The following is a 12,310-nucleotide window of genomic DNA, read 5'->3' as shown; positions in this document are numbered from 1 at the left end:
CGTTTACTTGCTGCCGAGGGTCCAAAGCCCCTTGTTCTTATCGAACCGGAAGCCCGTCGCGCTCTTCAGGTCGTCCTTGGTGGCGTTCATGGTCAGCCACCATTTGTTGTTGCGCTCAGCGGCCTTGATGTCGCTGAAGGCGACCGCAACGTCCTTTTGGCCAATGCCAAGGAAACCACCCACCGAAATGATGGCGGCGCTGATCTTACCGCTGCGATCCACCACCAGATCCTTGACTTCGCCGATCTTGTTCTCCTGCGGATCGTAAATGTTCTGCTCGTGGATGTTCGAGACGAGCAGCGCGTTCTGCGGAAGCGCGGTCAGAAATTGCGGCGCGCCAGTCGTTTCCGTGGTCGAGCGGTCCATGGCGCCGGACGGGCGGTCCGTCGTGCGATTCATCATCTTTTCGGCCAAAGCCGCGCCTGACAGCGTCGCGATAAGCGCGCCGGCGAGGACGTAGGACTTGAGCATGGCTGTCTCCGTACATGTTGTTAGCGCACAACGAACGGCCGTTCGTGTGCGCCTAGAACAGGCATCGGAGACCGATGTTCCAAGCTTCGCGGCAGATATCCAACGGACGACCGGCCGCCACGCGCGTCCGAACGGTTCAGCCGATCAAATCGGGTCCCACAGACCGGTGGCCTTGTCGAACTTATACGCGAGGGCCTTCTTCAGCAGCTCCTTCGTCGTATTGAGCGTGAGCCAGGTCTTGTTGTTCTTCTGAGTGATGGTGATCGCGGATACAGGAATCGCAATATGCTTCACGCCGATGCCGAGAAAACCGCCGACGTTCAGCATCACGGCGTTTATGGAGCCGTCGGCGGAAAACAGCATGTCCGCAATCGAGCCGAGCTTCTTTTCATTGGGATCATAGACCGGCTGCTTGTACCAGGCGGAGACCACCGAACCATAGACCGGCAGCCTTTCGAGCGGCACGACCACATCGGTTTCGGTTTGAGCCCCCTGCGCGCCAGCCGGCAGCGGCGCGAAAGCGGCAAGAGCGAGCGAGGCTGCGACGATGACGCGTTTCAGCATAGAAAAGAATCCCTTTTGGAACGAGCGGCAGCCGGACTGCGCGCTGCGCGAAATTCTCACGGCGCGGCGCCCTTGCTACATCGCCTTCCAGGCGTGTTCGGCCGCATCGTATTTGTAGCCGGTCGCCTTCTTCACGATGTCCTTCGTCGTGTTGATGGTCAGCCAAGTCTTGTTGTTCTTTTCTGTGACCGTGATGTCGTTGGCCGGAATGGCGACGTGCTTCGCGCCGATGCCGAGAAAGCCGCCGACGTCGAGCATGACGGCGTTGATCTCGCCGCCTGAAAACAGCATGTCGGTGATCACGCCGACCTTCTTATCGTTCAAATCGTAGACCGGCTTTTTGTACCAAGCGGAAACCAGCGAGCCATAACGCGGCAACGATTCCAGAGGCACGACGACCTTGCTGTCCGGCGCCGCGGTTTCCGCGCGGACAGGATGGGCGACGGCGATGGCCATGCAGAATGAGAGCGCAACAAGCAAAGTTCTGTTCATTCGACCAATCTCCCCAACATCCCTGATACGACCGCGATCATAGCTGATTCATCGCGGCAGCACGCCCCAATAATCAAGATCAAGCAGCACCGCCGGATCCGGCTTGCCGTCAGCGCCGTGGAGCGGAAAATCGGCGCAGGGCTTGTCCTTAGTCGCGACAAGCCGCAGGCGCAAAGCGCCGATATCGTGACGCCCGGGAATCTCCGCCTTCTCCAGAACCTCTGACCAGGCGAAGACCGTGCCCCCGGCGAACAGCGGGTTGACGTGGCGTCCGCCGTTCACGGCCGAGATATGGAAGACGTTCTCCAGGCCGTTGAAGGACAACGCCCGGGCAAGGGAAATCACGTGGCCGCCGTAGATGATGCGCTTGCCGAACCGGCCCTGCGCCTCATAGTATTGATTGAAATGGACTTTCGAGTTGTTCTGGTAGAGCCGGGTCGCGAGTTGGTGCTCGGCCTCCTCGACCGTCATGCCGTCGATATGGTCGATTTTCTCGCCCTGTTGGTAATCCCCCCAAATATAGCGGGAGCCGGCAAGCGCCTTGTCATAGGCGGCGACATTGATCGCCGGCGCCGCCTTGCCAAGTTCGGAAGGGGCGACGGACTTCGGCAGATCGGGCACGACCTCCGGTCCCACAGGGGCGTCCCTGTCGCGCTTTTTCACCATCACCCAGCGCGCATAGCTCAGCACGGTCTCGCCGCGTTGATTGGCGCCCCTCGTGCGCACATAGACGACGCCGGTTTCCTTGTTGGAATTCTCCTTGAGGCCGATGACCTCTGAGGTCGCCGATAGCGTGTCGCCCGGATAGACGGGGATCAGAAATTTGAAATCGGCGTAGCCGAGATTGGCGATGGCGTTGAGCGAGACGTCGGGCACGGTCTTGCCGAGCACGAGATGAAAGACGAGCAGATCGTCGATCGGCGCGCGCTCATAGCCGATCGCCTGCGCGAAGGCGGTCGAGGACTGCACGGCGAAGCGCGGCAAATACAGCGCCGTATATAGAGCGACCTCGCCGACCGTGACCGTACGCGGCGCCGCGTGGCGAATGACCTGGCCGATTTTGAAGTCCTCGAAGAAATTGCCGACGTTGATCTTCGACTTGCTCATGTCCTAACCGTTTGTTGGCGCCAGCTTCGCCAGCGCGTCGAGATAAAGCGCGGGCGCGCCCGCAACGAAAACTGTTTTGACGCGGCCGGTCGCGCCGGTGCGGATCGAAACCGCGCTTTTAGGGGTTCTTAGCGTCGCGGCGATCAGCGCGATCAGCGCCGCATTCGCCCGGCCGTTCTCCGGCGCGGCGCGCACCCGCGCCTTCAGGACGCTGCGGCCGTCGGCGAGAGTCTCCACGCCTTCGACGGCGTCGCGTCCGCCCTTTGGCGTCAGGCGCACGTAAAGCGCGACGCCCCCCGATTCGATCGCCCAGGCGGAGGACGCTTTCTCCGCGCCTCCTTCACCCAAGCGCGTAGGCGCTGGCGCTGTTGGCGATGAGATCGCGCAGGAACTGCATGAGCAGCAGCAGAATGAGCGGAGAGATGTCGAGGCCGCCAACGCTGGGCAGCACCGAGCGGATTGGGCCAAGCAGCGGCTCGGTCATGGCGTTCAGCCATTTCCAGATCGAATAGGCGACGTTCGAGCGCATATTGATGACGTCGAAGGCGGTGAGCCAGGACACGATCACCGTGGCGAGCAGAATCCACCAATAAATATCGATGATCGTGAGAAGAAGTTTGACCATTGCGTAGGACATGACCGGCTTCCAGCGGATGAGGTTCCGCCCTGTCTAGCCTCCCTGCCGCGCCGCGGCAATCCTTGGCCGTCCCCCTCATGCAACAAGAAATCGCGAGGGCGAGCGCTTGGCGGCGCGCCAGCGCGCCAACCCGATTGACAGGATATCGCCCCCCGTGTACCCCACGCGCCGGAGCGGGGCTGTAGCTCAGATGGGAGAGCGCTGCAATCGCACTGCAGAGGTCCGGGGTTCGATTCCCCGCAGCTCCACCAGCCGCTCAAAGCCATGCGAAGGGCTCGCTCTTGCCGCGCAAGGCCATCGTCATCCGCGAGACGCACGGTGCTCGGCCGCCTCATTGTCTTGAGCGGGTCCCGCGCCATATCCGGTGAGAGAATTTCCCGGAGCGCGCCGATGTATCGCAAAATTCTCCTGCCGATCGATATCACCGAACCTGAGATGACCGACCGGGCGATCTCCGTCGCACAGGAATTGGCGAAGGCTTTCGACAGCGATATGCGCGTCGTCAACGTGCAATCGCTCCTGCCCATCTCATTTCTCGACTACGTGCCTGAAAATTTCACCGTTCAGGTTCGTCGCGGCTTGGAGAAGGAAATAGCGGCGGTCGCCGCCAAGATCGACCGCGCGCCGGAACGCGTGTCCACGACGCTGCTGTTTGGTCCGGTCTATCAGAGAGTCTTGGCCGAGGCCGAGGAATGGGGAGCCGATCTTATCGTGCTGTGCTCGCATCGGCCAGGCATGGACCGTTTTCTCATCGGCTCCAACGCAACGACCATCGTCAATCACGCGCAATGTTCGGTGCTGGTGGTGCGCGGCATGGCGCCGTAAGTCCTCTATAGCTCCGCAGCGCTGGTTTGGATTCGCCATTCACGATCGCGGCGAAGCCTCGCGCGATGTGAACCTAAAATGGCGCCTCGGTGACGCGGCCTTCACGAAACTCTCATCACGCGCTCACATGATTTTGCTACCGACGCGGCGATGCGGCGATCAGTAATGTCTCGCGAGGATGCCATGTCGAAAGAGGCGATGCAGAACGCCGGCGGTTCGGCGACGGAAAAACCTGAGAGCTACACCGGCAAGATCGTCGGCGGCGCAATCGCCGCGGCGATCGGCGGCACGATCGGCGCGCTGTTGATGGGCGGCTACGCCATCCTGCCGGCGGCGGTCGTCATCGGCCTGCTTGGCGTCGCGCTGGGCGCGGTGTTCGACTGAACAGAATTTCGCGCCGGGCGTCGCGCGCACGCGCGTCCGGCACGGAAGCGTGCGTTTCGAGTTCGCGCGTGAAAAACTTGGCGGCTGAGTCTCCCTTAACCGGCAGGCGAAGCCGCTTCTTTTTCGCGCGCCGGCTTTTGCCCCTGCCCCGAACGTTCTTGATAACTCTAATGGAATTTGATCGGCAGCCGGCTCGGCCTTTCGCTTTGCTAAAGCCAGGCGTAGGAATATGAGTGATTTCGAGGACTGCGGCCTTGGGCGGAACCGTTTCGCTCCGGTTTCGTTAGTCTTCGGAACCGGGCCTTGCTGTCGGCCCAGTTTTTATCTGGGGAGGATAGAGATGAAGAAAATTATCGGATTCGCTGCAGCGGCCGCCGTTCTGTTCGGCGCTTCCGCTTTCGCCAGCCCGCTGACCAGCGCCGCGAACGTCCGGTCCGGCCCTAGCCCGAAGTGGCCCGTCATCGGCCAGCTGCCCGCCGGCGTGGACGTCACAGTGCTCGATTGTGGCGGTGGCTGGAAACGCGACTGGTGCCAGATTCAGGCGGGGAACGTGAAAGGCTTCGTGGCTGCGGGCGTGCTCGGCACGCAGGGCAACAACGTCGACATCGCGCCGGTGACCACCAACAACGACGTCGCCATCTACAAAGGCCCGGGGGTCAACTACAAGATCCTCGGCAGCATCCCCGAAAACACGACCGTCAACATCGGCTCCTGCGTTTATGGCTGGGGCGAGACGACCTGGTGCAAGGTGAACTACGGCGGCAAAAAGGGCTACGCTCTGCAATCCGAGCTGCAGCGTCAGGACTCCCTTTTCCCGATGTAGTCGGCGTGGCGTGGCGCTGGAATGTCCCACCGCCGCGCCGCTCTTTCGAGCGCGCCTCCGAAGCCTTATGATGCCGTGCGGCCCCCCTCGGTCGCTATGAGGGCGCCGTCATTCAAGCCGGAACACACAAAGCCGTTTCGGCGCGCGTCTCGCCGTTGACGCGACGCGCGGTCGCGCCAAATCCCGGACCGTTCACCTACACGGGAACATGCAGCTATATCGTCGGAAATGGCGATGTGGCGATCATCGACCCCGGACCTGACGACCCGCGTCATGTCGAGGCGCTGCTTGCAAGCGTTGGGGGCGAAAGACTGCGTTACGTGCTGGTGACCCATACGCATCGCGATCACTCGCCGGCGGCGCGCGCCTTGAAGGAGGCGACGGGCGCAATCATCGCCGGCTGCGCTCCCTACATGCCCAGCGAGTCGCAACGCCTCGGCGCCCCGAACTTTGACGCAGCCCACGATCCGGCCTACGCGCCGGATATCGTGCTGAGGCACGGCGACACGCTCGAAATCGGCGACGCGTCGCTTGTGGCCCTGGCGACGCCGGGTCATACGGCGAACCATCTCTGCTTCGGGCTCGCGAAGGAGCAGGCGCTCTTCACCGGCGACCATGTGATGGCCTGGGCGACCACCGTGATCGCGCCGCCGGACGGCTCCATGGGCGCCTATATGGCGTCGGTCGAACAGCTGCGCGGGCGCGGTGACCGCATCTACTGGCCGGGGCACGGCGAACCGGTGCATGATCCCCAGCGATTTCTGCGCGCCTTGCTTCATCACCGGCGCGCGCGCGAAGCCGCCATTCTTCAGCGTCTCGAATTGGGGGACGAAACGATCGCTGAGATCGTCGCGCACATTTACGAGGGCGTCGACAAACGTCTCCACCTCGCTGCGGCAATGACCGCCCTCGCCCATCTCGAAGATCTGATCTCGCGCGGCCTTGTCGACTGCGCGGGACAGCCCGTCTTGCAGGCGCGTTTCTCGCCGCGCCGAAGTTAGGGCGCGCCCGGCGCCGTCAAAAAGATCACGACGTCGTTCTTGTGCGCCCGCCCCAGTCGCTTGCGCGCCTCCTCCTCGAGGATGTCGGCGTCCACGGTTTCACCCTTGATGAGCGCCAGGCGGCTTTCCCAGTGCATGCGTTGAAGCTTGAGCAGGTTGCGCTCGAAACGCAACTGCTCGAGCTTCTGCTCGTATTCTTCGCCGATCTTCAGCCCGCGCTGACCGTTGACGCCGTGCCAGATGAAATAAGCGGCCATGACGCCAGCCACTGTATAGAGGCTGAGCGGGAGCACGAGCGAATGAATCAGGACTCGGAGCCGATGCATGACCGCGAGGATAGCTTCGACCCGTTTAAAGCGTCGTTAAGGCTGACTCGATTTGCGCGCCGAGGCGGCCAGGCGATTTGCAGGCCGCGCCAGCCGCTCGATTTCGGCGCGCACCAGCTGCTCCACGAGCGCAGGCAAATTCGCCTCGAGCCATTGCTGCAGCATCGGCTGCAGCATCTCTTTTGCGCATCGGTCGAGAATGTCGCTCTCGCTGAACGCCACGCCAGCGGCGAGCGCTTGAAATTTCGACGCGACGGTCGCAGCGGACTGATCCGAAAGCAACGCCCTATCCCTGACCGGCGCAACATCGCAGATCTCTATGCCCGGCTCCTGTCGTTCAACCACGCGTTCAATCTCCAATGACTCTTCGGCTTGCGTCCGTTCGGGTCCCGTCTCCTGAGGAGCGTCGCCGGCGACATACACCAGCCGAACGTCCCTTGCGTCCTCGATCCCGTCGAGGTCGTCGTCAATGAGCGACAATGGCGGTTCGTCCTCGCGTCGCTCGAGCACCGGCGCCGGATAGGCGCTGCGCGCCGCGTCGATATCGCGCGCACGCCGGCGATCATCGCGACGCGCGCCCGGCAGGCTTTCGTCATCGGCGATGATGCGACGGATGGAAGCGAGAATTTCCTCCATAGACGGCTCGTTTGCGCGCGCTTCGTCCTGCAACGAATGCGACGGGGCGGATGCGTTCGCTGCGCTCATGGAGTTCTGCCGCTTTGCGCGGAAAGGCCGCGCATGAGGGTGGACCGGATCTCTGACCGCGCTAAACTCCCGAATCAACTCGGTCCGAATGAATTCCACACTTTTCGCGCTATGAAGTCACCCGCATTCGCGAAATTCTTATCGGCCGTCGGGCGTGTCGAGACCGAACCACAGGTCATGCACCTGATTGAGATGAACGCTCGGATCATAGAGCGCGACCGCGAGGTTGAGTTCTTGCGCCGACAAGCGTCCGATCGACCCCAGCGCCGCATAAGAGGCTACGACGCGATCGCGCTGCGACGTCACGAGGTTGACCCGGGCGTTGAGCAGAGACTGCTGCGCATTCAGCACATCCAGGGTCGTGCGTTGCCCGACCTTGGCCTCTTCGCGCACCCCGGCGAGCGCGGTCTCCGCCGCCTTCACCGCAGCCTGTCCAGAGATAATCGACGCCTTGGCGGTGTCCAGGAGTCCGTAGCTCGAAACGACGCTTGCGCGGACGCTCTCGCGCTGAACATCGGCATTCAGCCGCGCCTGGCCGAGTTGCTCCTTGGCTTGACGAATTGAGGCATATTCGGCGCCGCCCTGATAGAGCGGGACATTCAACTGCGCTATCGCTGATGCAGTGAACTGCCTCGATCCCGGCAATCCGAGAAAAGAGTCATATTGATTTGACACTTGGCCGTTGACCGAGAGATTGGGCGCCAGCGCGCTTTCCGCGACCTTGACCGCGAGCGCCGCCGCATCCACCTGGTGAAAGGCCGCGGTCACGCCGGGATGCTCCACCAATGCGATGGCGATCGCCTGCTCCAGCGACTTGGGCAATAACGGCTCAAGGCTGCGCCCCGGCTCTAGGTGTTTTGGCTCAGCGCCGATGATCTGGCGGTAGTTCGCCATGCTGTTCTTGAGCTGCGCCTGCGCGGCATAGAATTCCGAACGCGCCAGCGCGACCGAGGCTTCCGCCTGGGAGACGTCGGTTCGAGTCACTTCGCCGACTTGGAAACGGTCGCGGCTTTGCTTGAGCTGTTCCTCAAGCACCGAAATATTGTTTTTGCGCAGCGACACCACCGCCGTGTCGCGCAGCACGTTCATGTAGGCGGTTGCGCCGTTCTGAAGGGTCGCCTGCTCGGTCAGGCGCATCGTCGAGCGCGCCGCGAAGACCCCCGATTCCGCCTGACGCACGGAATTTTCCGTGCGAAAGCCGTCGAAAATCGTCTGCGACATGTTCAGAGTCGCGCCGCGTGGGTAGCCCACGTAGGTGTCCTGAAAATCGCCGCTCCCGCCGGCCGCGGCGCCGGACTGTTGGCTGCGGCTGCCGCCAAATGGAATCTTGATCGCGGCGTATTGCGCGCCGTACTGAGCCGTGATGCTGGCCTTCGGCCGAAGCCCCGCCTTTGCTTTCGGCGCGTCTTCGTCGCGCACCCGCACATTGGCGCGGCTCTGGTTGAGATCCGGGTTGCCGTAATAGGCCCGCGCCAGAGCCGACAGAAGGCTCTCCGCAGAGGCCCGGCCCGGCGAAAGAGCGACCGCTGCAAGCGCCAGTGCGGCGGACGCGCAGGACAGGACGTTGGCCGACCGCCGCCACCCGAGGCCAAACCCGTCACTTCTCATTGTTCTCAACCTATCCTCGCGCGTCGACATGCGCGCCACTCTGCGGCAGCGATCAGTCTCAACGATGACACCCGAACGCAACGCTAGGAACGCGATTGAGGCGAAATGGCGGCGCTAGAGGTTGAAGGCGGGCGCCTGTTCGAAGCCGTCGAGCACCGGCGCCGTCGCCGAGAACAACGGCAGTTCGCCCGCCGCGCGGCCGTCCTGGCGCTCGAAGCGCACGACCTGCTGGCCGGCGCGCGGCTCCGGCGTGACGATCGCCAGCAGCCGACCATCGGGCGTCAGCTGTTCGAACAACGCCTCGAGTCCTGCCTGAACGCGGCCCTGAACGATGATGACGTCGTAAGGGGCGCCGCCTGCAAAGCCCTTTTCCAAAGGCCCCAGCTCGAATTGCACGTTGTCGCAGCCCATAGCTGCGAGGCCAGCCTTGGCGCAGGCGGCAAGACCGGAATCGCATTCCAGCGCGACAACCTTGTCGGCGAGGCCAGAGAGCAGTGCGGACGAATACCCCACGCCGCCAATATCGAGCACTCTATCCTTCGCTCTGACGTCGGCGCTTTGAAGCATCCGCGCCAGCACGAGCGGCGGCAGCAGGTTGCGTTTGCGTCCGCTGGCGCCCTTCACGGAGATCGCCAGATCCGAATAGGCGAGCGAGGCGAGCGAGTCCGGCAGGAAAATCTCGCGCGGCGTCTCAAGGAAGCGCTCAAGCAACGGCACATCGGTCACATCAAACGGACGAAGCTGGCGCTCGACCATGGTGTGGCGCAAAGTCGCTGTCGCCTCGCCCGTCTTCGTCACTTGCGCCACCCTGTCCAACATTCGCTTTCCGGCCTTAGCCGGCCCCTTGGAGGAGATGCTGCGGCGCGGAACCGCGCCGGCGTTTATAGGCGCCGGCTCACGCCATGTCCATGGCTTGGCGCGCAGCTTTCCCGCCGACGAGCAAGCGGACGCCGTCGCCGCTCTCGCCCAATCCGCGCATCTGCTCAAGCGACGTCTTGTCGAGCACTTCGGCGATCGCCTCTCGCGCCCGCAGCATGACCAGGCGAACCGCGCATCGCGTCTCGTCCGTGCAGTCGTCGCAACGACGGTAGACGGTTTTGCTTGCGCATTGGATAGGCGCCAGCGGTCCGTCGAGCGCGCGCACAATATTGCCGACGCCTATGTCTGAAGGCGGCCGCGCCAACATATAGCCGCCGCCCTTGCCTTTTTTCGAATGAACGAAGCCAGCGTTGCGCAGCTCGCCCAAAATTGCGTCGAGAAACTTCTTTGGAATCTGATTCGAGGCGGCGATATCCGCGACCAATGCGGTTTCTCCCGGCCGCACCCCCGCCAGATGAACCATGGCCTTGAGGCCATACTTAGCTTTTTTTGTCAGCATTCCCGTTATGACCTTTAGGGCCCAGGTCCGAACCGGACGCCCTTTTGCGCCGGCATACTACTGCAGTCGACCGGCATGTTCACCTTTTCCCAAAATCTGCCGCGCGGCAGAATTGACAAAGTTGACAAGATTTATAGAGTAAAATTAGCACCGCCGACGAAAGAAAGAAATGCCCGCCTTGTTGGACGCGCTCAGCGCGATCAATCTCCTCTACTCCGCTTCTGGCTTCTTCGTAGGCGCGCTTGTCGGATTCACCGGCGTCGGCGGGGGCTCGCTGATGACGCCGATCCTGATGCTGGTTTTCGGCGTGCCCCCCACGACCGCCGTTGGCACCGACCTGCTTTACGCCGCCGTAACCAAGACGAATGGCACGCTCGTTCACGCCCTGCACGGCACCGTCGACTGGCGCATCACCCGCCGGCTGGCCTATGGCAGCGTGCCTGCGAGCATCGCGAGTCTTCTCGTCCTCTCTTGGCTCGGCAAGACCGGCGGCCATGCGGCCAATGGGCTCATCACCTCGGCGCTTGGATTCGCGCTGCTGCTGACCGCCTTCTCGATTCTTTTCCGGCGGTGGATCCTCGATCACATCGCGAAACACACGAATGACATGAGCGATCGGCGCCTGCTGTGGCTGACGGCGATTCTCGGCGTTCTTCTCGGCGTGCTGGTCTCGATCTCTTCGGTCGGCGCCGGGGCGATCGGCATGACCGTCCTTCTGGCGCTGTATTCGCACACGCCGACGGCGCGTCTTATCGGCTCCGATATCGCCCACGCCGTGCCGCTGACGCTGATTGCCGGCTTCGGGCACTGGCTGATGGGCGGCGTCGACTGGTTGCTGCTTCTTTCGCTCCTCATCGGGTCTCTTCCAGGCATCGCCATTGGCGCCCATTTCGCTACTCGGGTTCCCGACCGCTATTTGCGGCCGGCTCTTGCGAGCGTCATGGCTCTGGTCGGAATCAAACTCTCAATCTAGACCTCATTCTTCTTTCCCTGGGGGCGAAACATGTCGCAGGCAGCACCGAGCTTCACGCCGCCGGCCAAACCTGGCCGAGGCCGAATCTATGATTCCATCACACAGACGATCGGCGATACGCCGCTCGTCCGGCTCGATCGGTTTGCGCGGGAGCGCGGCGTAAAGGCGAATCTCCTCGCCAAACTTGAATTCTTCAACCCGATCGCGAGCGTCAAGGACCGAATCGGCGTGAGCATGATCGAGGCGCTCGAAAAGAGCGGCACGATAACGCCTGGGAAATCAGTTCTGATCGAGCCGACCTCCGGCAATACCGGCATCGCGCTGGCCTTCGTCGCCGCCGCACGCGGCTATCGACTTATTCTTGTCATGCCGGAATCCATGTCGATCGAGCGGCGCAAGATGCTGGCTCTGCTCGGCGCCGAGCTGGTGCTCACCCCGGCGTCGCAGGGCATGAAGGGCGCGCTCGCCAAGGCCACGGAACTTGCCGCCGAGAATCCCGGCGCCGTCATTCCCCAGCAGTTCGAGAATCCCGCCAACCCCGAGATTCACCGCGCAACGACGGCTGAGGAAATCTGGAACGACACGAATGGCGAGGTCGACTATTTCGTGTCGGGCGTGGGCACTGGCGGCACGATCACCGGCGTCGGCCAAGCGCTCAAGGCGCGCCGGCCCGGCGTGCGCGTCGTGGCCGTGGAGCCGGAAGATTCGGCCGTGCTTTCGGGACGACCGCCCGGTCCGCACAAGATTCAGGGCATCGGCGCGGGCTTCGTGCCGCCGATTCTCGATCGCAGCGTCATCGACGAGATCATCACCATCGGCAATCAGACGGCGTTCGAGACGGCGCGGCTGCTCGCTCGCGTGGAGGGGATTCCGGTGGGCATCTCGTCGGGCGCCGCCGTCGCCGCCGCCTTGGAGATCGCGGGCCGCCCCGAGGCCGAGGGCAAGAATATCGTTCTGATCATCCCGTCCTTCGCCGAGCGCTATCTGTCCACGGCGCTATTCGAAGGGCTGTGACA

General features: G+C 62.8%; 17 protein-coding genes and 1 tRNA gene. 7 read left to right on the top strand and 11 right to left on the bottom strand.

Annotated features, from left to right (window positions below):
• Positions 1-3: 3 nt before the first annotated feature.
• The 6 genes from ACR65T_RS02430 to ACR65T_RS02405 form a co-directional block, all read right to left on the bottom strand.
• A complete protein-coding gene (locus tag ACR65T_RS02430; RefSeq protein WP_434494993.1) occupies positions 4-471 on the bottom strand; it encodes a PRC-barrel domain-containing protein in 468 nt (155 codons plus the stop codon).
• Between the two features lie 144 nt (positions 472-615).
• Positions 616-1,035 carry a PRC-barrel domain-containing protein gene (locus ACR65T_RS02425; protein WP_434494992.1) on the bottom strand — a complete coding sequence of 140 codons (420 nt, stop codon included), beginning with the start codon at positions 1,033-1,035 and terminating at the stop codon, positions 616-618.
• A gap of 75 nt (positions 1,036-1,110) precedes the next feature.
• Positions 1,111-1,527 (bottom strand): PRC-barrel domain-containing protein, encoded by a 417-nt coding sequence (locus tag ACR65T_RS02420; protein ID WP_434494991.1) that lies wholly within the window; start codon positions 1,525-1,527, stop codon positions 1,111-1,113.
• 48 nt (positions 1,528-1,575) lie between these two features.
• The gene (locus tag ACR65T_RS02415; protein WP_434494990.1) at positions 1,576-2,634 is read right to left on the bottom strand and encodes a MaoC family dehydratase; all 1,059 of its coding nucleotides are present in this window, start codon (positions 2,632-2,634) and stop codon (positions 1,576-1,578) included.
• Positions 2,635-2,637: 3 nt separating this feature from the next.
• Entirely contained in the window at positions 2,638-2,982 is a 345-nt protein-coding gene (locus tag ACR65T_RS02410; protein ID WP_434494989.1) for a DUF167 family protein, read from the bottom strand.
• Positions 2,975-3,271, bottom strand: a complete 297-nt coding sequence (locus tag ACR65T_RS02405) for a YggT family protein (protein WP_434494988.1) — start codon at positions 3,269-3,271, stop codon at positions 2,975-2,977. The genes ACR65T_RS02410 and ACR65T_RS02405 overlap by 8 nt, the downstream gene beginning before the upstream one ends.
• 175 nt (positions 3,272-3,446) lie before the next feature.
• Between ACR65T_RS02405 and ACR65T_RS02400 the strand changes: the two genes are divergently transcribed.
• The 5 genes from ACR65T_RS02400 (at position 3,447) to ACR65T_RS02380 (ending at position 6,304) form a co-directional block, all read left to right on the top strand.
• A tRNA-Ala gene (locus ACR65T_RS02400) sits at positions 3,447-3,522 on the top strand.
• Positions 3,523-3,661: 139 nt separating this feature from the next.
• Complete coding sequence (locus ACR65T_RS02395; RefSeq protein ID WP_434494987.1) at positions 3,662-4,096, top strand: universal stress protein; 435 nt, start codon at positions 3,662-3,664, stop codon at positions 4,094-4,096.
• A gap of 165 nt (positions 4,097-4,261) precedes the next feature.
• Positions 4,262-4,480: a hypothetical protein gene (locus ACR65T_RS02390; protein WP_232366152.1), complete on the top strand. Its 219-nt coding sequence runs from the start codon at positions 4,262-4,264 to the stop codon at positions 4,478-4,480.
• 340 nt (positions 4,481-4,820) lie between these two features.
• Positions 4,821-5,303, top strand: a complete 483-nt coding sequence (locus ACR65T_RS02385; protein ID WP_434494986.1) for an SH3 domain-containing protein — start codon at positions 4,821-4,823, stop codon at positions 5,301-5,303.
• A gap of 110 nt (positions 5,304-5,413) precedes the next feature.
• A complete protein-coding gene (locus tag ACR65T_RS02380) occupies positions 5,414-6,304 on the top strand; it encodes an MBL fold metallo-hydrolase (RefSeq protein WP_434495014.1) in 891 nt (296 codons plus the stop codon).
• On the opposite strand, the gene ACR65T_RS02375 is transcribed toward ACR65T_RS02380, so the two are convergent.
• The 5 genes from ACR65T_RS02375 to ACR65T_RS02355 form a co-directional block, all read right to left on the bottom strand.
• Positions 6,301-6,561, bottom strand: coding sequence for an FtsB family cell division protein (locus ACR65T_RS02375; protein WP_434494985.1), 261 nt, complete (start codon positions 6,559-6,561; stop codon positions 6,301-6,303). The genes ACR65T_RS02380 and ACR65T_RS02375 overlap by 4 nt on opposite strands.
• 105 nt (positions 6,562-6,666) lie before the next feature.
• On the bottom strand, positions 6,667-7,335 hold the full coding sequence (locus ACR65T_RS02370) for a PopZ family protein (protein WP_434494984.1): 669 nt from the start codon (positions 7,333-7,335) through the stop codon (positions 6,667-6,669).
• A 138-nt stretch (positions 7,336-7,473) separates the two neighbouring features.
• The gene (locus ACR65T_RS02365) at positions 7,474-8,943 is read right to left on the bottom strand and encodes a TolC family outer membrane protein (RefSeq protein ID WP_434494983.1); all 1,470 of its coding nucleotides are present in this window, start codon (positions 8,941-8,943) and stop codon (positions 7,474-7,476) included.
• Positions 8,944-9,057: 114 nt separating this feature from the next.
• The gene (locus ACR65T_RS02360; protein ID WP_434494982.1) at positions 9,058-9,762 is read right to left on the bottom strand and encodes a protein-L-isoaspartate O-methyltransferase family protein; all 705 of its coding nucleotides are present in this window, start codon (positions 9,760-9,762) and stop codon (positions 9,058-9,060) included.
• Positions 9,763-9,838: 76 nt separating this feature from the next.
• Positions 9,839-10,321 (bottom strand): RrF2 family transcriptional regulator, encoded by a 483-nt coding sequence (locus tag ACR65T_RS02355; protein ID WP_434494981.1) that lies wholly within the window; start codon positions 10,319-10,321, stop codon positions 9,839-9,841.
• A 169-nt stretch (positions 10,322-10,490) separates the two neighbouring features.
• Between ACR65T_RS02355 and ACR65T_RS02350 the strand changes: the two genes are divergently transcribed.
• Together ACR65T_RS02350 and cysK are read left to right on the top strand one after the other, a co-directional pair.
• On the top strand, positions 10,491-11,294 hold the full coding sequence (locus ACR65T_RS02350; RefSeq protein WP_434494980.1) for a sulfite exporter TauE/SafE family protein: 804 nt from the start codon (positions 10,491-10,493) through the stop codon (positions 11,292-11,294).
• A gap of 30 nt (positions 11,295-11,324) precedes the next feature.
• Positions 11,325-12,308 carry a cysteine synthase A gene (cysK, locus tag ACR65T_RS02345; protein ID WP_434494979.1) on the top strand — a complete coding sequence of 328 codons (984 nt, stop codon included), beginning with the start codon at positions 11,325-11,327 and terminating at the stop codon, positions 12,306-12,308.
• The last annotated feature ends 2 nt before the right edge of the window (positions 12,309-12,310 follow it).

The organism is Methylocystis sp. (assembly GCF_051061285.1).
GTDB lineage: Bacteria > Pseudomonadota > Alphaproteobacteria > Rhizobiales > Beijerinckiaceae > Methylocystis.
Note: the sequence above shows the minus strand (reverse complement) of the source record. Positions and strands in the feature narration are given on the sequence as shown.